Origin of the sequence: Streptomyces sp. NBC_01283, from assembly GCF_041435335.1 — a bacterium.
In the GTDB taxonomy this organism is placed as follows: Bacteria; Actinomycetota; Actinomycetes; order Streptomycetales; family Streptomycetaceae; genus Streptomyces.
Genome location: NZ_CP108430.1, coordinates 2,772,501 through 2,796,317 on the forward strand (window position 1 = coordinate 2,772,501; position 23,817 = coordinate 2,796,317).

The 23,817-nt window shown below is 69.0% G+C and carries 19 protein-coding genes and 2 pseudogenes (1 of these 21 cut by a window edge); 11 read left to right on the forward strand and 10 right to left on the reverse strand.

Translation table 11 applies throughout. The features are described from left to right. The 3 genes from OG302_RS12430 to thyX form a co-directional block, all read right to left on the reverse strand. Window positions 1-65 carry the 5' end (the start) of a ribonuclease J gene (locus tag OG302_RS12430; RefSeq protein WP_361837798.1) on the reverse strand. The gene continues 1,621 nt to the left of window position 1, outside the view, so the window shows 65 of its 1,686 coding nt (coding positions 1-65); the start codon lies at window positions 63-65; the stop codon falls past the left edge of the window. 145 nt (window positions 66-210) lie between these two features. After that, the gene (gene dapA, locus OG302_RS12435) at window positions 211-1,110 is read right to left on the reverse strand and encodes a 4-hydroxy-tetrahydrodipicolinate synthase (protein ID WP_371526857.1); all 900 of its coding nucleotides are present in this window, start codon (window positions 1,108-1,110) and stop codon (window positions 211-213) included. 190 nt (window positions 1,111-1,300) lie between these two features. Then, complete coding sequence (gene thyX / locus OG302_RS12440; RefSeq protein WP_361837802.1) at window positions 1,301-2,041, reverse strand: FAD-dependent thymidylate synthase; 741 nt, start codon at window positions 2,039-2,041, stop codon at window positions 1,301-1,303. Window positions 2,042-2,231: 190 nt separating this feature from the next. Between thyX and OG302_RS12445 the strand changes: the two genes are divergently transcribed. Together OG302_RS12445 and OG302_RS12450 are read left to right on the forward strand one after the other, a co-directional pair. Beyond that, the gene (locus OG302_RS12445; protein WP_361837805.1) at window positions 2,232-2,471 is read left to right on the forward strand and encodes a hypothetical protein; all 240 of its coding nucleotides are present in this window, start codon (window positions 2,232-2,234) and stop codon (window positions 2,469-2,471) included. Window positions 2,472-2,630: 159 nt separating this feature from the next. Further along, a complete protein-coding gene (locus OG302_RS12450; RefSeq protein WP_371526858.1) occupies window positions 2,631-3,191 on the forward strand; it encodes a PH domain-containing protein in 561 nt (186 codons plus the stop codon). A 17-nt stretch (window positions 3,192-3,208) separates the two neighbouring features. Here the strand turns inward: OG302_RS12450 and OG302_RS12455 are convergent, their stop codons facing one another. The 6 genes from OG302_RS12455 to OG302_RS12480 all read right to left on the reverse strand — a co-directional run bounded on the left by OG302_RS12455 (window position 3,209) and on the right by OG302_RS12480 (window position 10,312). Further along, window positions 3,209-3,661 (reverse strand): hypothetical protein, encoded by a 453-nt coding sequence (locus OG302_RS12455; protein WP_371526859.1) that lies wholly within the window; start codon window positions 3,659-3,661, stop codon window positions 3,209-3,211. A gap of 19 nt (window positions 3,662-3,680) precedes the next feature. Continuing rightward, complete coding sequence (gene dapB, locus OG302_RS12460; protein WP_371526860.1) at window positions 3,681-4,433, reverse strand: 4-hydroxy-tetrahydrodipicolinate reductase; 753 nt, start codon at window positions 4,431-4,433, stop codon at window positions 3,681-3,683. A gap of 21 nt (window positions 4,434-4,454) precedes the next feature. Continuing rightward, the gene (locus OG302_RS12465; protein WP_371526861.1) at window positions 4,455-5,834 is read right to left on the reverse strand and encodes a M16 family metallopeptidase; all 1,380 of its coding nucleotides are present in this window, start codon (window positions 5,832-5,834) and stop codon (window positions 4,455-4,457) included. Then, complete coding sequence (locus OG302_RS12470) at window positions 5,831-8,047, reverse strand: polyribonucleotide nucleotidyltransferase (protein WP_371526862.1); 2,217 nt, start codon at window positions 8,045-8,047, stop codon at window positions 5,831-5,833. The genes OG302_RS12465 and OG302_RS12470 overlap by 4 nt, the downstream gene beginning before the upstream one ends. Before the next feature lie 361 nt (window positions 8,048-8,408). Further along, window positions 8,409-8,696 carry a 30S ribosomal protein S15 gene (gene rpsO / locus OG302_RS12475; RefSeq protein WP_160507553.1) on the reverse strand — a complete coding sequence of 96 codons (288 nt, stop codon included), beginning with the start codon at window positions 8,694-8,696 and terminating at the stop codon, window positions 8,409-8,411. A 233-nt stretch (window positions 8,697-8,929) separates the two neighbouring features. Continuing rightward, window positions 8,930-10,312 (reverse strand): PQQ-binding-like beta-propeller repeat protein, encoded by a 1,383-nt coding sequence (locus OG302_RS12480; RefSeq protein ID WP_371526863.1) that lies wholly within the window; start codon window positions 10,310-10,312, stop codon window positions 8,930-8,932. Window positions 10,313-10,771: 459 nt separating this feature from the next. Between OG302_RS12480 and OG302_RS12485 the strand changes: the two genes are divergently transcribed. Then, window positions 10,772-11,068, forward strand: coding sequence for a DUF397 domain-containing protein (locus OG302_RS12485; RefSeq protein WP_371526864.1), 297 nt, complete (start codon window positions 10,772-10,774; stop codon window positions 11,066-11,068). A gap of 17 nt (window positions 11,069-11,085) precedes the next feature. On the opposite strand, the pseudogene OG302_RS12490 reads toward OG302_RS12485, so the two are convergent. Then, window positions 11,086-11,763, reverse strand: a pseudogene (locus OG302_RS12490) (type VII secretion integral membrane protein EccD); the annotation flags it as partial. Between OG302_RS12490 and eccE the strand changes: the two are divergent. From eccE to OG302_RS12530, 8 genes and pseudogenes are all read left to right on the forward strand, one after another. Then, a pseudogene (gene eccE / locus OG302_RS12495) lies at window positions 11,691-12,503 on the forward strand (type VII secretion protein EccE); the annotation flags it as partial. The pseudogenes OG302_RS12490 and eccE overlap by 73 nt on opposite strands. Then, window positions 12,503-13,267, forward strand: coding sequence for a hypothetical protein (locus OG302_RS12500; RefSeq protein WP_371526865.1), 765 nt, complete (start codon window positions 12,503-12,505; stop codon window positions 13,265-13,267). The pseudogene eccE and the gene OG302_RS12500, both read left to right, overlap by 1 nt. Before the next feature lie 308 nt (window positions 13,268-13,575). Continuing rightward, window positions 13,576-17,064, forward strand: a complete 3,489-nt coding sequence (locus OG302_RS12505) for an SCO5717 family growth-regulating ATPase (protein ID WP_371526866.1) — start codon at window positions 13,576-13,578, stop codon at window positions 17,062-17,064. 637 nt (window positions 17,065-17,701) lie between these two features. Further along, window positions 17,702-19,603 carry an ABC transporter substrate-binding protein gene (locus tag OG302_RS12510; RefSeq protein WP_371526867.1) on the forward strand — a complete coding sequence of 634 codons (1,902 nt, stop codon included), beginning with the start codon at window positions 17,702-17,704 and terminating at the stop codon, window positions 19,601-19,603. Between the two features lie 3 nt (window positions 19,604-19,606). Continuing rightward, window positions 19,607-20,689 (forward strand): ABC transporter permease, encoded by a 1,083-nt coding sequence (locus OG302_RS12515; protein ID WP_361837840.1) that lies wholly within the window; start codon window positions 19,607-19,609, stop codon window positions 20,687-20,689. After that, window positions 20,686-21,621, forward strand: a complete 936-nt coding sequence (locus OG302_RS12520) for an ABC transporter permease (RefSeq protein ID WP_371526868.1) — start codon at window positions 20,686-20,688, stop codon at window positions 21,619-21,621. The genes OG302_RS12515 and OG302_RS12520 overlap by 4 nt, the downstream gene beginning before the upstream one ends. 29 nt (window positions 21,622-21,650) lie before the next feature. Next, window positions 21,651-22,676, forward strand: coding sequence for an ABC transporter ATP-binding protein (locus OG302_RS12525; RefSeq protein WP_371750101.1), 1,026 nt, complete (start codon window positions 21,651-21,653; stop codon window positions 22,674-22,676). Between the two features lie 50 nt (window positions 22,677-22,726). After that, a complete protein-coding gene (locus tag OG302_RS12530) occupies window positions 22,727-23,743 on the forward strand; it encodes an oligopeptide/dipeptide ABC transporter ATP-binding protein (RefSeq protein WP_371526869.1) in 1,017 nt (338 codons plus the stop codon). Window positions 23,744-23,817 lie beyond the last annotated feature (74 nt).

The following is a 23,817-nucleotide window of genomic DNA, read 5'->3' on the forward strand; positions in this document are numbered from 1 at the left end:
GTGACCCGCAGGCCGCCCTTCGGGAGCTTCGGCGGGGCGCCGAGTTCAGGATGCGGATGACTCAAAAGACTCTCCTCACCACACGCGCCACGTACCTCCAGGGCACGTGGCGCGCATGACGTTCGTGCAGTAGCAGTTGTTTGTGTGTGTGCAGGACCGTGTCAGTCGGTGTCCCGCGGTGTTTCGCGTATTCAGTTGTGAAGTCTGTGGTTAGAGCTGTACCCCGCCGGCGGCGAGATCGATCTTGAGCTGGGCCGTCTCGTCGGGCGACAGTTCGACCAGGGGCAGCCGCAGCGGTCCCGCGGGGCGTCCCTGCAGGGTGAGCGCCGCCTTGGTGGTGATCACACCCTGCGTACGGAACATGCCTGTGAAGACCGGGAGCAGCTTCTGGTGGATCTCGGTGGCCTTCTGTACGTCACCCGTGTTGTACGCGTCGATCATCGAGCGGAGCTCGGGTGTGACCACGTGGCTGACCACGGAGACGAAGCCGCAGGCGCCGACGGAGAGCAGCGGGAGGTTCAGCATGTCGTCGCCGGAGTACCAGGCGAGGCCGGAGCGGGCGATGGCCCAGCTGGCGCGGCCCAGGTCGCCCTTGGCGTCCTTGTTGGCGACGATCCGCGGGTGCTCGGCGAGGCGGACGATCGTCTCGGTGTTGATCGGTACGCCACTGCGGCCGGGGATGTCGTAGAGCATGACCGGCAGCTCGGTGCTGTCGGCGATCGCGCTGAAGTGCCGGAGCAGGCCCTCCTGCGGGGGCTTGTTGTAGTACGGCGTGACCGTCAGGAGGCCGTCGGCGCCGACACGCTCGGCGTCGCGGGCGAGCTCGATGCTGTGGCGGGTGTCGTTCGTGCCGACGCCCGCCACGACGTGGGCGCGGTCTCCGACTGCTTCCACTACGGCTCGTACGAGCTCGGCTTTCTCCGCGTTGCTGGTGGTCGGGGACTCGCCGGTGGTGCCATTGATGACGAGGCCGTCGTTGCCTGCGTCCACCAGGTGGGCAGCAAGCTGCTGCGCGCCGTCGAGGTCGAGTGCGCCGTCCGCCGTAAAGGGCGTGACCATGGCGGTGAGGACCCTCCCGAAGGGGGTCTGCGGAGTGGAGGTCGGAGCCATGGGTAACACGCTACTCGCTGCTCAGCGCGTGGTCCCCCCTCGGGGGATGTGTGCGGACCTGACAAGTGAGGAGCCCGGCACTGCCTGCTCGGGGGTTCAAGCAGTGCCGGGTCCGTTTGATCAGGCTAGATGAACTTCTCGAAATGCCGCAATACGGACACCTCGCTCAGCCCACCCGTACACCAGTGCCTTACGGAGCCACACGGCCGTTCTTGTTGAAGGCGGCGTGCGTGAGCGGCATCAGCCGGGCCCACTCCTCTTCCATCTTCTCGCCGACCATCTCGATCTCCCGCTGCGGGAAGGACGGGACCTTGGCGAGCTCATGCTGCGTGCGCAGGCCGAGGAAGTGCATCAGCGAACGGGCGTTGCACGTCGCGTACATGGACGAGAAGAGGCCGACCGGCAGGACCGCGCGGGCCACCTCGCGGGCGACGCCGGCGGCCAGCATCTCCTGATACGCCTCGTACGCCTGGCGGTACGAGTCCTCCATGACGCGGCCCGTGAGCTCCTGCTGGGCCTGGGTGCCCTCCACGAAGACGTACTTCCCGGGGCGGCCCTCCTGGACCAGCTTGCGGGACTCGTCCGGGACGTAGAACGTCGGCTGGAGCTCCCTGTAGCGGCCCGATTCCTCGTTGTACGACCAGCCCACGCGGTGCCGCATGAACTCGCGGAAGACGAAGATCGGGGCGCTGATGAAGAACGTCATCGAGTTGTGCTCGAAGGGGCTGCCGTGCCGGTCCCGCATCAGGTAGTTGATCAGGCCCTTGGAGCGCTCGGGGTCCTTCTGGAGCTCCTCAAGGGACTGCTCCCCGGCAGTCGAGACACGGGCGGCCCACAGGACGTCGGAGTCGGTCGCGGCGTGCTTCACCAGCTCGACGGTGACCTCGCTGCGGAAGCTGGGCTTGAGGTCTTCGGTGGGGGTCTCGCTCACTGGCGGGGTCCTTCCATGTGCATCACTCGGGCGGCGCCCACTCTATGGCCAGGCACTGACAATCAGCCGTTCGGTGCCCCGCCACGACATTCTTCGGCGAATTTGGCGAAACCGGGCACCGATTGGCCGTTTCGAGCGTCTGTCTAGGTAACAGAGTTCAGTTCGAGTCGCGTGAGGAGAAACGCACCCCATGTTCCGTCGGCGCGAGCCAGTCCCGTTCGCCTTCATCGCCGAAGCCGACAAGTTCCGCAGCAATGTCACTCCCCCTCCCCGGGAGCGCGCCACGGCCAGTCAGGTCGTGGGTCGCACCCTGGTCGGTCTGGTCGTGGTCGCAGGGCTCGCGGGATCCATGCTGTTCGGCATGCCCGCCCTGTCACCCGATCAGGCACCCACGCACCACCAGCAGTCCGAGGCCTCGGACGGTCGATGACGACCGTCCAAGCCCTCTGAATCTCCCTCACCGCCCCGGACCCACTGCCCTGAAAGGCGTGGAAGGTACCCCCATGGCCCCCCGTGGGTGGTAGGCGGGTGCAGGGCTCGGTAGCCTCACCGGGCACAGCCCGTGCGTGGATCGAGTGAGGATTCAGTCGTGCCCCTGCCCTTTCTGACGGCGGACCGCGCCTTTGACGAGACAGCGGACGACGCCGCGCTGCCGTTCGACGACCGCGACCACTGGCGTCGGCCCTACCGGCCCGGCCCGTGGCGGGTGGGGGCGGCCGCGCTGCTTCTGCTGCTCGCCTCGTTCGTCCTCGTCGCCGCCGTGATCATCGCGTTCGCGGACTCACTGGCGGGTGCCGCGATCTGCGCGGGGCTCGCGGTGGTCGTCATCGTGAGCGCGCTGCGGCTGCTGCGGATGGGCACCTGGGTGAGCGCGCACGGACTGCGTCGGGTGGCCTTCCTGACGACGCAGACCGTGCCGTGGGCGCAGGTCGTAGCGGTGCGTACGACCCAGCAGCCCGTGCGGTGGCTCGGGCTGCCGCGCACCGTGCAGGGGCAGGCACTCGTCCTCGTACGCCGGGATCAGCAGGCCGAGGGGCAGCCTCCGCTGCTCACCGACCGCAATGCCGACTTCCTGGCACGGTACGAGGCGTTCAACCGGGCGGCCGACTCCATCGAGGTCTGGGCCGACGAGTACCGCCGTACCGCCTGATCACCTGGTTCAAAACGCTAGACGTTCACCGGCCTGCCCGCGTGCAGCGCGATCGCGCGCTGCATCGCCTTTCGCGCGCGCGGGGTGTCCCGGGCGTCGTGATAGGCGACGGCGAGGCGGAACCAGCAGCGCCAGTCGTCCGGTGCGTCCTCCGTCTCGGCCTTGCGACGGGCGAAGACCTCGTCGGCCGAGTCACGGTCGATGCGGCCGCCGGGCGTACGCCTCAACTCGTCGACCGGCAGGCCGCCTTCGGCCTCCAGTTCGGCGGCGAGGCGGTTGGCGCGCTGGACGAACTGGGTGTTCTTCCAGAGGAACCAGACACCGATGAACGGCAGGATCAGCACCGCGACACCGAAGGTGACGGTGAGCGCGGTGCCGTGCTGTATCAGAAGCACGCCCCGGCTGCCGACCAGGACGAAATAGACGACCAGGACGGCAGCCGTGACGGCGTAAGTGATCTTTGCTCGCATGAGGGTCAGCCGGTCCGCGTCAGTTCAGGTCCAGGAAGTGTTCCAGGCCGAACGTCAGGCCCGGAGTGCTCACCACACGGCGTACGCCGAGCAGGATGCCCGGCATGAAGCTGCTGTGGTGCAGCGAGTCGTGCCGGACCGTCAGGGTCTCGCCCTCGCCGCCCAGCAGCACCTCCTGGTGGGCCAGGAGGCCGCGCAGGCGCACGGAGTGCACCGGCACGCCGTCGACGTCCGCGCCGCGTGCGCCGTCGAGCGCGGTCGTCGTGGCGTCCGGCTGCGGGACGCTGCCCGCTTCGCGGCGCGCCTCCGCGATGAGCTGGGCGGTGCGCGTGGCGGTGCCGCTGGGGGCGTCGGCCTTGTTCGGGTGGTGCAGCTCGACGACCTCGACGGACTCGAAGTAGGGCGCCGCGATCTGCGCGAACTTCATGGTGAGGACCGCGCCGATGGAGAAGTTCGGGGCGATCAGGACGCCCGTCCTCGGCGAGGCGTCCAGCGAGGCACGCAGCTGCGCGAGGCGGTCGTCGGTCCAGCCCGTCGTACCGACCACGGCGTGGATGCCGTGCCGGACACAGAAGTCGAGATTGCCCATCACCGAGTCGGGGTTGGTCAGTTCGACCACGACTTGGGCGCCGGTCTCCACCAGCGTGTCCAGCGAGTCACCCCGGCCCAGTGCGGCGACCAGTTCCAGGTCGTCGGCGGCTTCGACGGCTCGGACGGCCTCGGAGCCGATCCGGCCCTTGGCTCCGATGACCGCCACGCGCAGCTTGCTCATGTGCCTGATTCCTTAGGGGAGTTAGGAGACCGCTTCATGCAGGCGGGCGGCCTGCTTGTCCTTGAGCGGGCCGATGGCCGACAGCGACGGGCGGTGGCCGAGGACCTCGCGGGCAACCTCACGGACGTCGTCCGGGGTGACCGCCGCGATCTTCGCCAGCATGTCGTCGACCGACATCTGCTCGCCCCAGCACAGCTCGCTCTTGCCGATACGGTTCATCAGCGCGCCGGTGTCCTCGAGGCCGAGGACGGTGGAGCCCGCGAGCTGGCCGATCGCGCGGCCGATCTCGTCGTCGGTCAGGCCGTTCTGCGCGACCTGGTCGAGTTCGTCGCGGCAGATCTTCAGCACGTCGTGCACCTGGCTCGGGCGGCAGCCCGCGTACACGCCGAAGAGGCCGGTGTCGGCGAAGCCCGACGTGTACGAGTACACGCTGTAGGCCAGGCCGCGCTTCTCCCGGACCTCCTGGAAGAGGCGCGACGACATGCCGCCGCCGAGGGCGGTGTTCAGGACGCCCATGGCCCAGCGGCGCTCGTCCGTGCGGGCCAGGCCCGGCATGCCGAGGATGACGTGGGCCTGCTCGGTCTTGCGGTTGACGACCTCGACGCGGCCCGCCGTGCGCAGGCTGCGGGAGCCCTGGCGCGGGATCATCGGGGTCGCGTCGGTGCGGTGGAGGGCGCCGGCCTTCTCGAAGGCGGCACGGACCTGGCGTACGACCTTGTTGTGGTCGACGTTGCCCGCGGCCGCGACCACGAGGTGGGTCGGGTCGTAGTGCTTCTTGTAGAAGCGGCGGATCCGCTCCGCGGTGAGGGCGTTGACCGTCTCCTCGGTGCCGAGGACGGGGCGGCCGAGAGGCGTGTCACCGAGCATCGTGTGCGCGAACAGGTCGTGCACGCAGTCGCCCGGGTCGTCCTCGGTCATCGCGATCTCTTCGAGGATGACGCCGCGCTCGGCGTCGACGTCCTCCTGGAGGATCAGGGAGCCCGTCAGCATGTCGCAGACGACGTCGATGGCCAGCGGCAGGTCGGTGTCGAGCACGCGCGCGTAGTAGCACGTGTACTCCTTCGCCGTGAACGCGTTCATCTCGCCGCCGACCGCGTCGAGCGCGGCCGAGATGTCGAGGGCGCTGCGCTTCTTGGTGCCCTTGAAGAGCAGGTGCTCCAAATAGTGCGTGGCGCCGTTCAGGGACGGCGTCTCGTCGCGGGAGCCGACGTTCGCCCAGATCCCGAAGGTCGCGGAGCGTACGGAGGGCAGGGTCTCGGTGACGACGCGGAGGCCGCCCGGCAGCGTCGTACGGCGGACCGTGCCGATGCCGTCCTTGCCCTTGAGCAGGGTTTGGGTACGGGCGACGGCCCGCACCTCCTCGGAGGTGCGGGCCGTCGTCGTGGTGCTACGCGACGTCACTTGTCGGTGTCGTCCTTCGTGTCGTCGCCCTCTTCGCCCTCGATGACGGGGATGAGGGAGAGCTTGCCGCGGGAGTCGATCTCGGCGATCTCGACCTGGACCTTCTGGCCCACGCCGACGACGTCCTCGACGTTCTCCACGCGCTTGCCGCCGGCGAGCTTACGGATCTGCGAGATGTGCAGCAGACCGTCCTTGCCCGGCATGAGAGAGATGAACGCGCCGAAGGTCGTCGTCTTCACGACGGTGCCCAGGTAGCGCTCGCCGACCTCCGGCATGGTCGGGTTGGCGATGCCGTTGATCGTGGCGCGGGCGGCCTCGGCCTGCGAGCCCTGCGCGGCACCGATGTAGATGGTGCCGTCGTCCTCGATCGTGATGTCGGCGCCGGTGTCCTCCTGGATCTGGTTGATCATCTTGCCCTTCGGGCCGATGACCTCACCGATCTTGTCCACCGGGATCTTGACCGTGATGATGCGCGGCGCGTTCGGGGACATCTCGTCCGGAACGTCGATCGCCTCGTTCATCACGTCGAGGATGTGCAGACGCGCGTCACGGGCCTGCTTCAGCGCGGCGGCCAGGACCGAGGCGGGGATGCCGTCGAGCTTGGTGTCGAGCTGGAGCGCGGTCACGAACTGCTTCGTACCGGCGACCTTGAAGTCCATGTCACCGAACGCGTCCTCCGCACCGAGGATGTCGGTGAGGGCGACGTAGTGCGTCTGGCCGTCGATCTCCTGCGAGATCAGACCCATGGCGATACCGGCGACGGCGGCCTTCAGCGGCACACCGGCGTTCAGCAGCGACATCGTCGAGGCGCAGACCGAGCCCATGGACGTCGAGCCGTTCGAACCGAGGGCCTCGGAGACCTGACGGATCGCGTACGGGAAGTCCTCGCGCGAGGGGAGCACGGGCACGATCGCGCGCTCGGCGAGCGCGCCGTGGCCGATCTCGCGGCGCTTGGGCGAACCCACGCGGCCGGTCTCGCCGACCGAGTACGGCGGGAAGTTGTAGTTGTGCATGTAGCGCTTGCGCGTCACCGGGGAGAGGGTGTCGAGCTGCTGCTCCATGCGGAGCATGTTGAGGGTGGTGACGCCCAGGATCTGGGTCTCGCCACGCTCGAACAGCGCCGAGCCGTGCACGCGCGGGATGGCCTCGACCTCGGCGGCGAGCGTACGGATGTCCGTGACGCCACGGCCGTCGATGCGGACCTTGTCCTTGATGACGCGCTCGCGGACGAGCTTCTTCGTCAGCGCGCGGTAGGCACCGGAGATCTCCTTCTCGCGGCCCTCGAAGGCCGGGAGGAGCTTCTCGGCGGCGATCTCCTTGATGCGGTCCAGCTCGGACTCGCGCTCCTGCTTGCCGGCGATGGTCAGCGCCTGGGAGAGCTCCGACTTCACGGCGGCCGTCAGGGCCTCCAGGACGTCGTCCTGGTAGTCCAGGAAGACCGGGAAGTCGCCGGTGGGCTTGGCAGCCTTGGCGGCGAGGTCCGACTGGGCCTTGCAGAGAGCCTTGATGAAGGGCTTCGCGGCCTCGAGACCGGCGGCGACGACCTCTTCGGTCGGCGCCTCGGCGCCGTCCTTGACGAGCTGGATGGTCTTCTCGGTGGCCTCGGCCTCGACCATCATGATCGCGACGTCGCCGTCATCGAGGACGCGACCGGCGACGACCATGTCGAAGACGGCGTCCTCGAGCTCGGTGTGCGTCGGGAAGGCGACCCACTGGCCCTTGATGAGCGCCACGCGCGTGCCGCCGATCGGGCCCGAGAAGGGCAGGCCGGCCAGCTGCGTGGAGCAGGAGGCGGCGTTGATCGCGACCACGTCGTACAGGTGGTCGGGGTTGAGCGCCATGATCGTCTCGACGATCTGGATCTCGTTGCGCAGGCCCTTCTTGAAGGAAGGACGCAGCGGGCGGTCGATCAGGCGGCAGGTCAGGATCGCGTCCTCGGAGGGGCGGCCCTCACGACGGAAGAACGAACCGGGGATCTTGCCGGCGGCGTACTGCCGCTCCTCGACGTCCACCGTCAGGGGGAAGAAGTCGAGCTGGTCCTTGGGCCGCTTGGAAGCGGTGGTGGCCGACAGCACCATGGTGTCGTCGTCCAGGTACGCGACGGCGGAGCCTGCGGCCTGCTTGGCCAGGCGGCCCGTCTCGAAGCGGATGGTGCGGGTGCCGAAAGTGCCGTTGTCGATAACAGCCTCGGCGTAGTGGGTCTCGTTCTCCACTGTTCTCCTACGTGTCTACGTTTCGTCTTCTCGCCCCTGGGCCCGTGTGGCCCGGGAGCGGCGCCCCATGCGTCCTTCGTGGACAGGGACTGTGTGGAGAAGCGCGCCGTGTGTGCGGGCCGGTCTTCGATCGAAGCTCCCGGGGGTTTCGCCCGGGGGCCACTACCGAAGATCGGCGGCGGCTGGTGCGCCTCTCCTTCGTGAGGTCGTACTGGGGTGTCCCCCGGGATGCTGGACCATGGTGATCCCTACCCGCGGGGACGTGCTTATGTCACCAGACTACAAAGCGTCGGTGACAACGCGCACGTACAGCAAAGGGAGCGGCCCCCTCTTGCGTGGGAACCGCCCCCTTCACGATGTCTTACTTGGCGCCCGCCGCACCGCGACGGATGCCCAGACGGTCCACCAGCGCACGGAAGCGCTTGATGTCCTTCTTGGCCAGGTACTGCAGCAGACGGCGGCGCTGACCGACCAGGATCAGCAGACCACGACGGGAGTGGTGGTCGTGCTTGTGGGTCTTGAGGTGCTCGGTCAGGTCCGAGATACGGCGGGAGAGCATGGCGACCTGGACCTCGGGGGAGCCGGTGTCGCCCTCCTTCTGGCCGAACTCGGTCATGATCTGCTTCTTCGTAGCGGCGTCGAGCGACACGCTTACTCCTCGTAGTCTTTTCGTGGCCACCGAGTGCCCCTGGTCTACATCGCAGGGGGGCTTCCGTAACTCGGGAGGCGAGGTCCGCTGGGGCTGTCTCCAGGTCCTTGGTCAGGGTCTTGACCTAGGGGGTCTGGGGGCGCTTACACATACGGCCGTTACACAGGGTACCAGTCGGGTCGTGGACAGCTGACAGGGCTCCTGTCCAGTCTTCCGACGCTGCTTCGGGCGCTTCAGGCGCCTTCGACTCCCAGCACGCTGAAGGCCGTGCCCTTCCAGGGTCCACTGTCCTCCGCCGACAGCTCCCGGGGCGCGAAGAAGACCCGGCCGTGCTCGACAATCATCTCGCTCTCCTCCGGCTTCTCCATCCCGATGCGGTCCGGCATGCCGAAGAGCAGATACGGGGCCTCCTTGCCCGTACGCGGGTCGAGGCTCACCACGGCGGCCGGCGAGACACCGTCGCCGCTCGGACGGAACGCGAGCAGCCTGCCGCCGCTCACCCGCAAGGGGTACATAGGGCGGTCCGGCTTCGAGTCGAACTTCTTGACGGTCTTCCCGGTGCCGAGGTCGTACGAGACGATCCAGTTGTCAGCGGGCGTCCCCTTGGAGGCCGCCAGGAACAGCTGGTCCCGCCCGACCGCGATCGCGTCACACGTTTCGACGGCCCCGAAGAGCGGCTTGCTGCAATTGTCGACGAAGCGGCCTTCCGGCATGTCGATCGTGGCCCGGTAGCGGCCTCGGTCATCGAGGGTGATCAAGTCCGTCACGGCGGTACCCGCGGTCGAGACGGCAAGCACCGCGGGCTCGGATGAGACCAGGTACACGCGCTCGACCCCCCGCGCCACCTTGTAGGTCCACTCCGGCTCCCCCGTCCGGGGCCGCACCTTCTGCACCTTGAACTGGGGCTCCTCGGTGTCCCCGCACCGGACGAGGGCAAGCAGGTCGCGCCCGCCCGCGAAGCCGAGGTCCCTGCACTCCGCGGAGGCCGGGCTCGTCCACAGTTGCCGCCCGCGCTTCATGTCGTACGCGACCGAGCCTTGGCCCCAGGCCACGGCGACCGTGCCACGTGTCATGGTCACGTTGGCGTGCGGCGCGAACGCTCCCTTGGCGTCGGGCAGCTTCACCTGCCAGAGCTTCTCGCCGGTGTTCAGGTCGAAGAAGGCCAGCTGGGTGCAGAGGGACTTGTCGGGGTCCTCGACCTTGGGGCTCTTGCCCTTGGCCTCCTTCCCCTTACCCTTTTTGCCTTTCTTGCTCTTTTCGTCTTTCTTGCTCTTCTTCTTGCCCTTCTCGTCCTTGCCCTTGGGCTTGTCGCCCCTCTCCTGGAGCAGGACAGCCGTGCGTCCGTCGGCGGTGACGTGGCGGGTGGTGTCGCATATGGGGCCGGTCAGTTCGGTGGACCAGTCCTCCTTGGACGTGCCGAACTTGAAGCCCTTGAGCGTGCTGCCGGTTCCCCGGACGAAGGTCTTCTCCGTCGCCCACGCGCCGGGCGCGGGGACGGTCTCGCGCCCGAACCTCTTCTTGAACTCTTTTTCGTTGTGGTCGACGACGAGGTTGGCCTCAGGGCTCCGGGGGGTCTTCTCGACGGTGTCCCTGATGTCGTCCGGTGCCTGCCGCACGGCGGTCGGCTTCTTCGGCTGTGACTGATCGCCGTCAGTCGCCGCCCACACGACACCGCTGCCCACGCAGAGAACCACTGCCAGCACAACGGCCAGCGCCCTCGCGCGACGCTTCTTGTTCTCCCTCTCCGCGCTCAGGACGGACTGAGTGAAGGCGGAATGGGGCGGGCCGGGACTCACGTGGCAGGGCCTTTCTGGTTCGAAGGGGCGTCACTTCGCGCGAAGTGGGCCGTCGCTTCGCGCGAAGTTGCGGGTGAACTCACCGCAAATGCCCACTGGTTCAGGTTCCGCACGATGCGCGCGTCACCTTATCTCCGTGCTTTCGCCATCATCCGTTCAGGCTTGAGGATCCCGTGACCGGAACCCCGGGTGACGGGCCTATTGCGCTGCGTACCCTCCGACCCGCCAAGTACGCTGAGCCCACGGTTGGTTCGCTCAGGTGGAAGGGGCCGTCGCGCCATGGCCGAGGCACAGCAAGAGGACGTCCAGGCTCGCAAAGAGCGCGAGAAGAACGAGCTCTACGCTCTCGACATCTCCGGAGTGGAGTGGCACAGCGCGCCGGGCGCCGAGGCACACGAGGAGCGGGTCGAGATCGCGTACCTGCCGGACGGCGCCGTGGCCATGCGGTCGTCGCTCGATCCCGAGACGGTGCTCCGATACACCGAGGCGGAGTGGCGGGCCTTCGTGCTCGGAGCCCGGGACGGGGAGTTCGATCTGGAGCCGGCGGTGGGCGAGGGCAGCCGGGATGCGGGCTGACGCGTAGAGCGCAGCTGTCAGCTGGTCAGAGCTCGCGCCGAGGCATACACGTCGAAGACGGCCAGGGTCAGCGGGACCAACGTCAGCAGGACGAAGCCTTCCGCGATTTCAGTGAAGCGGCCCCAGAAGGGGGTGACTCCTCGGCGTGACGTGATGAGACCTACGGCGGTGACCAGTACGGAGGCGGTCGCGATCGCCGCGATCAGCCACAGGGTTCGTACGTTGAGGGCCGAACTGTCGCCGAGCAGGGCATCGCGCATCAGCGCGTGCGGCGGATTGAGGCAGAGGCCGAGTCCGAGCAGCACGAGTCCCGCCAGGCCCGCGGCCAGCGTCGAGGCGACCTGAGCCGTGTAACGGAAGAGCTGGGCGCGCATCAGCATCGCGATGCCGGTGGCGAGGGCAAGCAGCTGCCCCCAGCCATCGTCGGAGAAGCCGAGCACCGCGGCCGCACCGACGGACACCAAGGCGCAGCCACCCACCAGACCGACGAGCAGTTCGTGACCGCGGCGAGCCTGGGCGGCGATGCGCTCGGCGTCGACAGGCTGCTGCGGCTCTGGCTCAGCGCCGTACTCGTTGCGTGCGGCGTGCGGGGACTCGAAGCCGATGGGGATACGGGCGAACCACGGCGTTGCGGGCCGAGCGTGGGCGCCACCCACTGCCGGTGGGGCTCGTGCGCGACGCCCTGGAGGTGGACGGCATCCGGCTCGAGTCGGCGCAGATCGTGCAGCACACCCAGCCGGCCCCCGCCCTGCATCTCCCGCAGCAGTCCGTGGCCGTCAGCAACTACGCCCCCCTTCAGGCCCAGACCGGAGCTCCCGCCGTGCGGATCACCTGGGTTGCCCTGAAGCTCGATCCCGAGCTCTGCCCCGAGGCCGTCGCGGCGCGCGGGGGTGGGCTCGTGGGGGCTCAGAAGTGCGTGGTGCGCGTCATGGACCAGCTTGCGAGCCGGCTGACGGGGGCCGGTTTCCGGGCCACCGCGCTGTCCGAGGAACAGTTGGCTGCCGCCATCGCCACATCGGTGGGCGCAAACCCGCTGGTCACCGCAGAGGCCGGACGGACCGGGCTGCCGGAGCGCAGGACGGAGGAGTCCGCACGCGCATGGCGCTGCGACAACCGCCGTCACACCACCTACTGGGTACGGCGCTGGCCGCAGTTGGGGAGCGCGGGCGGTCCGTCACTGCCGCAGCTCGTCGCGCTGCTCACCGCCGTCCCGACGCTCGCCACGACGTTCAGTCTCACCCTGCGCCACGGCGAGCGGCAGGAAGTGTCGCTGTGCGGCCACGTGCGGGTGACCGGGCGCAGTGATGCCGAACTCGACACCGCCAGGCGCGCGTTGGAGCAGGGGGCCAGGCGCGCCGGTACGGGGCTGGTCCGGCTCGATCGTGAACAGCTGCCCGGCATGCTCGCCACTCTGCCGCTCGGAGGCGCTCGCTGATGGCCGTCACGAATCCGACCACTCCAGCTGCGCCTTCCACTCCGGGCGAAGGGTTCCGCACCTCACTGCGCAGTGGGTTCGGCCTGCTCGGACCGCGTCACCGTCGCCATACGCTCTCCGCCGAGCAGGTGGATGCGCTGGCCTTGCCGATCGGTGACGACGGCGTCGTGATCGGCGTGGACGCGCAGGGCCAGCCCTCGGTTCTCGGCGTCAACCGCCCGACTCCGTACGACGTACTTCTCATCGGGGGGCTGTGGACGGCTCAGGTCATCGCGCTGCGGGCCGCCGCGACAGGTGCGCGGGTGGCCGTGGAGACCGGACGGGCGGCGGCCTGGGCGCAGCTCGTAGCGGCCCTCGGTGTCGGGCCGAGCGGTATGTCGGTGCATGAAGTGGGGCGTGTTCCCGCGCAGGGTGCGTCGGCGGGAAGTCCGGTCCTCGTGGTGCGCGACTGCGGGATGCGGCCGCCGCGGGGGCGGGTGGTGTCAGGGCCCTGGCAGTCGGTTCTGACCTTGCTGCCCTACCTGAGTCCGGTCGCGCCTCGATTGATCCGTCAGGCCCGGCTCGTCGGCGTGCAACGCGTTTCGCCGGATGAGGCCATGCAGATCGGACGATCCGTGGGGCTGCCGCGCGGTGATGTCGAGGCGTTGCCGACGCTTGCCGACGGGGTGACGTTGTGGTGTGCCGATCGTGACCGGCAGTACGTGATGACGCAGGCTACGGACGCCGAGACCGGATTGTTGGGTACGGCACGGAGGATGGATTGAGCGGGCGGTCGGCGTCTGTTGACCGGACGAATTAGGCGATATTTGGCGCCTGTTGGTTGATTTGTCTTTCGACGTTTCGGATACGGGGCTCGCTCCTGTGGGGAGCGTGAGGGAAAGGACAGGATTCGTGGGGTGGGCTGCCCTGCCGTGCTGGTGCTTTTGGTGATTAGGCTGGTACTGGACGCGACGCCAGAACCCAGGAGTGGGTCGTGCGCGTCCACCACGGGGAGAGCCATGGCGGATCGGACGACAGAAACGGTCGCCCTCCCACCACGGCACGAGGGTGCTCGACCACATCAGGAGGCATTGTGAACAGCGATCGGGACGAGATCCGCGGGGGCTGGGATTCACCCGTCGATGATCAGTCCGACGCGGAGTCCGCTGCCGAGACGACGGGCGAGTTCACCATCGACTACGCCCCGCCCGCCTGGTACACGCAGAACGCGTCGGGCAGTGCGGGTGAGACGCCCTCGGCGTCGCCCGCCCCGCCTGCCTCGCCTGCTCCGCCTGCACCGGATTCGTCTGCGCCCTCGTCCACTCCGGGTTCGTCGGGTGTGCCGGCCTCGCCGTTTGCTGCTGCTCCGGGGCCCGTTTCTCCGCCGGCGGCTCCGGCCGAGCCTGTGGCTCCGCCGTTGAGCCCGCCTACCGGGCCTGTTTCGCCCGCTCCTCCTGTGGGGGATCCTGTGGGGGATCCGTCGCCTGCTCCTACTGCCCTGCCGAAGCTTCCCGTGAGTGGTGGGTTCCAGCCTGCCGTTCGCGACAGTGACGATGTGGACTCCGACGCCTCCGGTGAAGCTCCGGTTTCGTCTGGGGCCTCAGACTGGAGCGGGGCTCTTGCCGGGCCTGCCGCCTCGGTGCATGTGACCGGCGTGGTGCCCAAGAACGAGGTCGATGCTGCTCTCGCCGAGGCGGAAGCCGAGGCGGAGGCGGCGTCGGAGGCAGAAGCCGACGTTGCCGTCTCTGAGGAGTCCGGTTCCGAAGCCCCCGACAGCTTCGGGAACGGCGATCTTGAGAGTGGCGCCACCATGCGTTTCTCGTCTCACGCCCTGAAACGCGAGATGCGGGAGATCGAGGAGCGGGCTGCGGCCGCCCGTGAGGACGCGAACGACGCGGCGACGGATACCGATGCCGATGCGGTTGTCGGTTCAGGTGTGGATGCCGGTTCTGGTGCCGCTGTCGATGGCGACGATGACCTTGATCCTGACCTTGTGGATGTTGCTGTTGCGCCTGAGAGCAGCCGTGACTCCGAGCTTGGTTCCCTTGCCCTTGATAGCGACTCGTCTGAGGACATCGCTTCTGTCGATGCCGGGCCCGACGCCGACGCCAACGCCAACGCCAACGCCAACGCCGATGAGGACGTAGAACCGCAGGACTCTGCTCCTGCCGATCCTGCCGATGAGGTGCAGGATTCCGTTCCCCCCTCTTGGACTCCCCCGCCGGCCTCGCAGGCCGGGCTTCCGCCGTTGCCGCCCGCCTTCCAGCCCGCGGCTCCGACCTCCGCGCCGCAGTGGCCCGTGCCGACACAGAGTTCGGCCCCTGAACCTGCCCCTGCCCCTGTGCAGCCGCAGCAGCCCGAGCCCGTACAGACGCAGGCTCCGCAGCCCGCCCCGGTTCAGCCGCAGGCCCCGCAGCCTGGGCCCGGCGCCTGGCCCTCGCCCACCGGGCCCGTCCCTCCTGTCACCCCGGCCCCCGAAGCCCCCGCGCCGCCGACCGGTTACGGGTTCCCGCAGCCTGGGCAGCTGTATCAGCCGCCGCAGCAGCAGCAGCCGGGTCAGCCATACCAGCCGCCTCAGCAGGGCCAGCCCAGCGTGCCCGCCCCCGCGGAGCCCGTTGCCCCCAACCCGCCTGCCCCTGCCAGCGGTTACGGCTTCCCCCAGCAGGGCTCCGTCCCCCAGCCGCCCGCCGGTTACGGCTTCCCTCAGCCCAACCAGTCGGGTCAGCCGAACCAGCCGGTCCAGCAGCCCAACCCGCAGGGTCAGCCTCCCCAGCAGAGCAACCCGCCTGCCCCGGCCGGCGGTTACGGCTTCCCGCAGCAGCCCGCGCCCCAGGCACAGCAGCCGCAGCCCCAGCCGCCCCAGGCCCCGCAGCCGCTTCCGGCCCAGCAGCCCCAGCCGCAGGCCCCTCAGTCGCCGCAGGCCCCGAACCCCAACGTGCCCTTCCCCCACCAGCAGCAGCCGCAGCCCCCGGCCCAGGCACAGCCGCAGCCCCAGCCGCCGCAGCAGCAAGCGCCCCAGCCGGGTGGGCAGCCGCCCATCGACCCCCGCACCGGGGCCGCCTGGCCGCAGCCCGTGCAGCATGATCAGCGCGAGCGGACCAACCCCGGGGCGCCCCTCGGCTACACCGCGGCCGTCGAGCTCTCCTCCGATCGCCTTCTCCGTAACAACAAGCCGAAGGCCAAGAGCAGTCGGCCCGCTGCCGGTGGGTCCCGGTTCAAGCTCGGCGGGAAGAAGGAAGAGGCCGAGCGGCAGCGGAAGTTGGAGCTGATCCGCACTCCGGTGCTGTCCTGCTATCGCATCGCCGTCATCAGCCTCAAGGGTGGTGTCGGTAAGACGACCACGACCACCGCGCTCGGGTCCACGCTCGCCACCGAGCGGCAGGACAAGATCCTTGCCATCGACGCCAACCCCGACGCCGGTACGCTCGGGCGTCGCGTGCGCCGCGAGACCGGGGCCACCATCCGTGACCTCGTGCAGGCGATCCCGTACCTCAACTCGTACATGGACATCCGGCGCTTCACCTCGCAGGCCGCGTCCGGGCTCGAGATCATCGCCAATGACGTCGATCCGGCCGTCTCGACGACCTTCAACGACGAGGACTACCGCCGCGCGATCGATGTGCTCGGGAAGCAGTATCCGATCATTTTGACCGACTCCGGTACGGGGCTGCTCTACAGCGCCATGCGGGGGGTTCTCGACCTCGCCGATCAGTTGATCATCATTTCGACGCCGTCCGTGGATGGTGCCAGCAGTGCGTCCACGACGTTGGACTGGCTGTCGGCCCATGGGTACGCCGATCTGGTCTCGCGGTCGATCACCGTCATCTCCGGGGTGCGTGAGACCGGGAAGATGATCAAGGTTGACGACATCGTTTCGCACTTCGAGACGCGGTGCCGGGGTGTTGTCGTCATTCCGTTCGACGAGCATCTCGCCGCCGGTGCCGAGGTCGATCTCGACATGATGCGGCCGAAGGTGCGGGAGGCCTACTTCAATCTCTCCGCGATGGTTGCGGAGGACTTCGTGCGGGCTCAGCAGCAGCAGGGGCTCTGGACCTCGGACGGTAATCCGCCGCCGGTCGTGGCTCCGCCGTTGCCGGGGCAGGGGGGGTATCCCGGGCAGCAGGGGGCCGGGCCTGGGCAGCAGCCGTATCCCGGGCAGGCGCCGCAGCCCTATCCGAGGCAGGGGGGTCAGCCTGGGCAGGCGCCCTATTCGGGGCAGGCGCCGCAGCCGCAGCCTCAACCCCAGCAGCCTTACGCTCCTCAGCAGCCGCAGCCGCAGCCCGGGCAGCAGCCCCAGCCCGGTGGGCAGCCGTATCCGCAGCAGCCGGGGGCTCCGCAGGGGTGGCAGAACGCCGCGCCTCCGCAGGGGCCGGGGGCGCCGGGGCCTGGGCAGCCGTTCCAGATGCCACAGGGACAGCCGCAGCCGGGGCAGGTGCCTCCCGGTCAGCCGGGCCAACCCGACCAACCCGGTCAGCCCCAGGGAGAGCAGGCGCCGCCGCCCGTTCAGCCCGGGCAGCCGTTCCAGCCCGGGGCGCCTTATCAGCCGCCGCAGCCTCCGGCGCCGGAAGCGCCTCAGCAGTAGCCTTCGCCTGCGCCGACACAGACTGGGCCCGTACCGAACTCCGGTGCGGGCCCAGTCCATTTCTCCGGTGTCCCGCGGCGTCCGCTGCCGAAAAGACTCTCCCGCCCACCCGATTACCCCATAGCCGTACCCAAGTACCGAAGGGACAGGGGTGGGGCGATGAGTTCGGCACTCGGACAGTCGAGATCACGTGGACAGTCGGGACAGGAATGGGCGCGGACGGGACGAGCGGCCGACACGCGGGCACCTCCGGGGCAGAGCGACACGCGGGCGCCCAGGGCAGAGAGGCTGCCGCACCGCCACAACAACAACCCGCCAGTCCCTCGCCCGGGCGCAGGAGACCCCGACCCTCGCCCCCAAGCCCCGCCCCCGCCGTACGCACCCCCTCCCCGCCCCTCCACCCCAGAACTCCCCCACCTGCCCCAATCCCCACCATCACCCCCCGACCAGCCACGCTTCACAGGTCTTGACCAATGCGGATGAAATACGGGTCAACTCGTTATTTCCGCAGGCCACATGGGGTTCACCTGCCGTTGACTGACGCAGACTGGCGCTGGTAGACACACACATCAACCAGCTGGCGTTCCTTGATCCACTAGCCATCTCTGCGCGAGCGATGACGCGAGGTCACCGACCCATGGATACACAAGATCAGCACGGCAGAACACGGTCTCACCCCTCCACCGAGGCTCCTTCGAAGGCGCCCCCGAAAGCGCCGGCCCGGCTCCGTCGCCTCCTGGCCGCCGGAGCCGCCGCCTTCGCCCTCACCGCGGGCCTTGCCACTCCCCTCAACCCGGCCCCCGACCAGGCCGAGGCCAAGGCGGACGGCAAGAAGACCCTGACCGTCGCGGTGGCCCAGAGCGTCGACTCGCTCAGTCCCTTCCTCGCCCAGCGGCTGCTGAGCACCAGCATCCACCGCCTGACGTACGAGTACCTGACCAACTACGACGCCAAGGACAACCACGCGATCCCGGGCTTCGCCACCAAGTGGGAGCCCTCCGCGGACAAGCTGACCTGGACGTACACCATCCGGGACAACTCGAAGTGGTCGGACGGCAAGCAGGCCACCGCCGAGGACGCCGCCTGGACGTTCAACAAGGTGATGTCCAAGGAAGGCACCGCCACCGCCAACTCCGGCTTCGTCGCCAACTTCAAGAAGGTGACCGCGCCGAGCCCCACCAAGCTCGTCATCGAGCTGAAGAAGCCGCAGGCCACCATGGCCGCCCTCGACGTACCGATCGTCCCGAAGCACGTGTGGGAGAAGGTCGACGACGTCAGCAAGTTCAACAACGACAAAGACTTCCCCATCGTCGGCAACGGGCCCTTCGTCCTCACCGACTACAAGACCGACCAGTACGTGAAACTGAAGGCCAACAAGGACTTCTGGCGCGGCGCGCCCAAGTTCGACGAGCTGGTCTTCAAGACGTACAAGGACCAGGACGCGGCCGTCGCGGCACTGAAGAAGGGCGAGGTGTCCTTCGTCGCCGGTCAGCCCGCGCTGACGCCCGCTCAGGCCCGCGAGCTCAAGGGCACGGAGAACGTCAAGGTGAACGAGGGGCCGGGGCGGCGTTTCTTCGCCCTCGCCACCAACCCCGGCGCCCAGACCCGCGACCGCAAGAAGTTCGGTGACGGCAACAAGGCCCTCCTGGACAAGAAGGTCCGCCAGGCGCTCTTCCTCTCCGTGGACCGTGAGGCGCTGGTCGACAAGGTCTTCCAGGGCCAGGCCGTCGAGGGCGAGGGGTACATCCCGCCCCGCTTCTCCGAGTACGCCTGGAAGCCCTCCGCCGAACAGAAGCTGTCGTACGACCCCAAGAGGGCGGCCCAGCTCCTCGACGAGGCGGGCTACAAGAAGAACAGCGACGGCAAGCGCGTCGGCAAGGACGGCAAGCCGCTCGACTTCCGCATCCTCTGCCACGCCACCGACCCGAACGACAAGGCCGTCGGGAAGTACCTGAAGGAGTGGTGGGGCGATCTGGGGATCGGGCTCAAGGTCAACTGCCTCGATGACGTGTCCGTGCCCTGGTACGCGGGTGAGTACGATCTCGCGTTCGACGGCTGGTCGGTCAACCCCGACCCGGACTTCGTCCTCGGCATCCACGCCTGCGCCGCGCTCCCGGTGAAGGCCAAGGAGAGCGCCGCGACGGACAACTTCATCTGCGACAAGAAGTACGACGAGCTCTACAACAAGCAGCTCGCCGAGTACGACCCGGCCAAGCGTGCGAAGACGGTCAAGGAGATGCAGTCCTGGCTCTACGACTCCGGGTACATGAACATCCTCGCGTACCCGAACGCCGTCGAGGCCTACCGCACCGACCAGATCAAGTCCATCACCACCATGCCGACGGCCGCCGGCAACATCTACGGCCAGGACGGTTACTGGTCCTGGTGGTCAGCAGTGCCCGCGGATGGGAAGAGTTCCTCCAAGGATGGGAGCTCGACCGGTGTCATCATCGGTATCGCCGCCGCCGCGGTGGTGCTCGTCGGCGGCGGAGTCCTGTTCGCCCTGCGCCGCCGTTCGACCGCAGAGGACCGCGAGTAACGCATGACCGCTGACAGCAATCCCGCACTGCTCGACACCGAGGGCACCGCGGTGACCGACGATCCGGCGTTCGCCGGGCCGTCGGCCCGTGGGCCCCGGGCCCGCAACACCCGTGCCTATCTCCTGTACGTGGCGGGCAAGCTGGGCGGCGCCGCCGTCTCGCTGTTCGCCGTCCTCGTCACCAGCTTCTTCCTGTTCCGCCTGATCCCGGGCGACCCGGTGAAGCAGATGACGGGCGGCAAGCGCGTATCGGCCGAACAGCTGGACGCGATGCGCAAGGAGTTCGGCCTCGACCAGCCCGTCATGACGCAGTTCTTCGACTACTGCGGCAACGCGCTGACCGGCGACTTCGGCACCTCCTACCAGTTCCACACGCCGGTGATGGACAAGATCACCGACGCGCTGCCCGCGACGCTCCTGCTCACCGGCACCGCGTTCGTGCTCTACACCCTCATCGGCATCTGGCTCGGCACCCGCACGGCCTGGCGCAACGGACAGCTCGGGGACCGCGTCCACACCGGCCTCGCGCTCACCCTCTACTCCGTGCCGTCCTTCTGGCTCGGGCTTCTCCTCATCATCACCTTCTCGGTGGGGGTCGGACCGATCCCAGGACTCTTCCCCACCGGCGGGCTCGAATCCGGCGGTGAGACGGGCATCGCGTACGTCCTCGACGTCGCGCACCACATGGTGCTGCCCGTCATCACCCTGGTGGCGGTCGGATATGCGCAGACACTGCTCGTGATGCGGTCATCCCTCCTCGACGAGATGGGCAGCGACTATCTGACGACCGCCCGCGCCAAGGGGCTGCGCGACGATCTCGTACGCCGCCGTCACGCCGTCCCCAACGCGATGCTGCCCACCGTCACGCTGATGTTCGTGAACCTCGGCACGGTGGTGGCGGGCGCGATCCTCGTCGAGACCGTCTTCTCCTGGCCGGGGCTCGGCGGGCTCTTCTACGCCGCGCTCAGCGTGCCCGACCTGCCCCTCGTCCAGGGCCTGTTCTTCATCTTCTCCGCCGCGGTGATCCTGATGAACACCCTTGCCGACGTGATCTATCCGTTGCTCGATCCCCGGGTGGGCCGATGACGACCGAATCCGCACCGACCACCCCGCCGACCGCCCCGCTGAAGAGCGCGCGGGCCCTCGCCCGGGCCCGCAGACGACACTCGGCCGCCCGTTTCTGGCGCGAGTACCGCACCCACCGGGCCGGACTCTTCGGGCTCGTCGCGCTCGTCGTCATCGCGCTCATCGCCGTCTTCGCGCCGCTCCTGGTCGGCTCGGACGCGCAGAGCGTGACCGACGCCCCGGGCGAGCCCATGGAATCGCCGAGCGGCGAATTCCCGCTCGGCACCGACCAGTTCGGGCGCTCCCTGCTCGGCCTCCTGGTGTACGGCGCGCGGATGTCGCTGACCGTCGGGCTGCTCGCCGCCGTCCTCTCGGTGACCATCGGCACCCTCGTGGGAATCACCGCCGGGCACTTCAAGGGCTGGTACGCCACAGTCATCATGCGCGTCACCGACTGGTTCCTGGTGATGCCGACGCTGGTGCTCGCCATCGCACTCGCCGCGGTGATGTCCGGCTCGATCTGGACGATCATCCTGGCGATCGGCGTGACGACCTGGCCGACGACCGCCCGCCTGGTCCGCGCCCAGACACTGGCGGTGGAGTCACGTCCGTACATCGAACGCGCGCAGGCACTCGGCGGCGGCCACGGCCACATCATGACCCGGCATGTCCTGCCCAACGTCATGCCGCTCGTCCTCGCACAGACCACCCTCGTCATCTCCAACGCCATCCTCACCGAGGCGACGCTCGCCTTCCTGGGCCTCGGCGACCCCACGGGCGTCTCCTGGGGCGGGCTGCTCCAGGACGCGCGCGAGGCGGGCGCGGTCAGCGCCGGTGACTGGTGGTATCTCGCTCCGCCCGGACTGGCCATCGCCGTCGTCGCGCTCGCGTTCACGCTGTGCGGACGCGCCGTGGAGTCCGTGCTCAACCCCAGGCTGGGGGTCTCCCGTTGAGTGATCCGACCGAGGTGACGGAGACCGGCATGCCGGAGAACGACGCGCCGGAACAGCGCCTGCTCGACGTACGCGATCTCGAGGTGACGTACGCGTCCGGGGCAGCCGCCGTGCGCGGCGTGAACCTCTCGGTCGACGCGGGCCAGAAGCTCGGCGTCGCGGGCGAGTCCGGCTGCGGCAAGTCCACGCTGGCGCTCGCGCTGCTGCGGCTGCTGCCCGCAGGCACGAAGGTGACCGGCCAGGTCCTGCTCGACGGCGAGGACATCCTCACCATGAAGTGGGGCCAGGTCCGCGCGGTCCGCTGGGCCGGCGCGTCGATCGTCTTCCAGGGCGCGATGCACTCGCTCAACGCCGTGCACCGCATCGGCGACCAGATCGCCGAGCCGATCCTGCTGCACAAGAAGGCGACGCAGGCGGGGGCCAAGAAGAAGGCCGGGGAGCTGCTCGAACAGGTGGGCCTTCCGGCCGCTCGCGCGCAGGCGTATCCGCACGAGCTGTCGGGCGGGCAGCGGCAGCGCGTGATGATCGCGATGGCGCTCGCCTGCGATCCGCGCCTGATCATCGCCGATGAGCCGACGACGGCCCTCGACGTGATGATCCAGGCTCAGATCCTGCGCCTGATCGAGCAGTTGGTGGCCGAGCAGGACCTGGGCCTGATCATGATCAGCCATGACCTCGCGGTGCTCTCCGACACCTGCGACCGGCTCGCGGTGATGTACGCGGGCCGCGTCGTCGAGGAGGGTCCGGCCTCCGAGGTCTACGAGAACGCCCGGCACCCGTACGGGAAGGCCCTCTCCGCGGCCTTCCCGCGCATCGGCGACACGGCGTCCCGCTTCGCGCCCCGCGGCCTGCCCGGCGACCCGCCGGACCCGTCCCTGCTCCCCACGGGCTGTACGTTCCACCCGCGCTGCACGGTGGCCCTCGACTCCTGCACCACGGAGGACCAGGCGCTGCGGGATGCGGGCCCCCGGCACCGCGCGGCATGCGTGCACGCGGGCGCGCAGCTTCCTGCGCAGCCGACGTCGGCACCGGCGACGGCGGAGCGGACGCCGTGAGCACCGACCCCGTGGGCACCGATCGATCACGCACCGAGGAGCGGCGACGCATGACCACCGAGGATTCCCTGCTGTCGGCCGATCCCCTGCTGTCGGCGGGCGACCTGCACATCACGTTCCCCGGCCGCCGTGGCGCGCCGCCCGCACGGGCCGTGGACGGCGTCGACCTCGACATCCAGCCGGGCGAGATCGTGGCCCTGGTCGGCGAGTCGGGCTGCGGCAAGACGACGCTGGCCCGTTCGCTGCTCGGCCTGGTCGCGCCCACGTCGGGCAAGGTGACCTTCGGCGGCAAGCCACTCGACTACTCGGGCCGCGCCCTGAAGGCGTACCGCAAGCGCGTCCAGCTCGTGCTCCAGGATCCCAGCGGTTCGCTGAATCCCCGCCACACCGTGTACGAGGCCGTGGCGGAGGGCCTGCGCATCCACGGGTACGGCGGCGACGAGCAGGCCGCGGTCGCCGACGCCCTGTCACGGGCGGGGCTCCGGCCGCCCGAGCGGTTCTTCCTGCGCTATCCGCACGAGCTGTCGGGCGGCCAGCGCCAGCGCGTCGTCATCGCGGGGGCGCTGGTCCTGGAGCCCGAACTGATCGTCGCGGACGAGCCGGTGGCGTCGCTCGACGCCTCCGTGCGCGGCGAGATCCTCGCCCTGCTGCTGCGCCTGCGGGACGAACTGGGGCTCTCCGCCCTGGTGGTGACGCACGACCTGGGGCTCGCGTGGAACATCGCGGACCGGGTGGCGGTGATGTACCTGGGCCGGATCGTCGAGACGGGGACGGTGGAGGAGGTCCTGACGTCACCTCAGCATCCGTACACCCAGGCGCTGTTGTCGGTGCTGCCGGAGGCTCCCGGTGCCCCCGTGGTCCTCACCGGCGAGCCGCCGGACCCGTCGCGCATCCCGGGTGGCTGCCGGTTCCACGCACGCTGTCAGGTGCTCGCGTCGGGCGAGGCGGAGAGGGCGGGGGTGGCGGACCGCTGCCGGACGGAGGATCTGCCGGTGCTGTCCGGCGGCGGCGAGACGCAGGTGGCGTGCCACTGGGCGGCGGTCAATGTCGGGGCGTCGGGCGTCTGAGTCACATCGCGACGGATCGTGGGCGACCAGCGGTCGGCGACCAGCGTCTCCGTGATCCGAACACCCCAGCTTCG

Bases quoted from the DNA above. Each gene is read 5' to 3' on its own strand.
- OG302_RS12520 (WP_371526868.1), top strand. From the start codon at position 20,686: ATGACGACCGAATCCGCACCGACCACCCCGCCGACCGCCCCGCTGAAG.
- dapA (WP_371526857.1), bottom strand. From the start codon at position 1,110: ATGGCTCCGACCTCCACTCCGCAGACCCCCTTCGGGAGGGTCCTCACC.
- dapB (WP_371526860.1), bottom strand. From the start codon at position 4,433: ATGAGCAAGCTGCGCGTGGCGGTCATCGGAGCCAAGGGCCGGATCGGC.
- OG302_RS12510 (WP_371526867.1), top strand. From the start codon at position 17,702: ATGGATACACAAGATCAGCACGGCAGAACACGGTCTCACCCCTCCACC.
- OG302_RS12530 (WP_371526869.1), top strand. From the start codon at position 22,727: ATGACCACCGAGGATTCCCTGCTGTCGGCCGATCCCCTGCTGTCGGCG.
- OG302_RS12485 (WP_371526864.1), top strand. From the start codon at position 10,772: ATGGCCGAGGCACAGCAAGAGGACGTCCAGGCTCGCAAAGAGCGCGAG.
- OG302_RS12515 (WP_361837840.1), top strand. From the start codon at position 19,607: ATGACCGCTGACAGCAATCCCGCACTGCTCGACACCGAGGGCACCGCG.
- OG302_RS12445 (WP_361837805.1), top strand. From the start codon at position 2,232: ATGTTCCGTCGGCGCGAGCCAGTCCCGTTCGCCTTCATCGCCGAAGCC.
- OG302_RS12500 (WP_371526865.1), top strand. From the start codon at position 12,503: ATGGCCGTCACGAATCCGACCACTCCAGCTGCGCCTTCCACTCCGGGC.
- OG302_RS12525 (WP_371750101.1), top strand. From the start codon at position 21,651: ATGCCGGAGAACGACGCGCCGGAACAGCGCCTGCTCGACGTACGCGAT.
- OG302_RS12455 (WP_371526859.1), bottom strand. From the start codon at position 3,661: ATGCGAGCAAAGATCACTTACGCCGTCACGGCTGCCGTCCTGGTCGTC.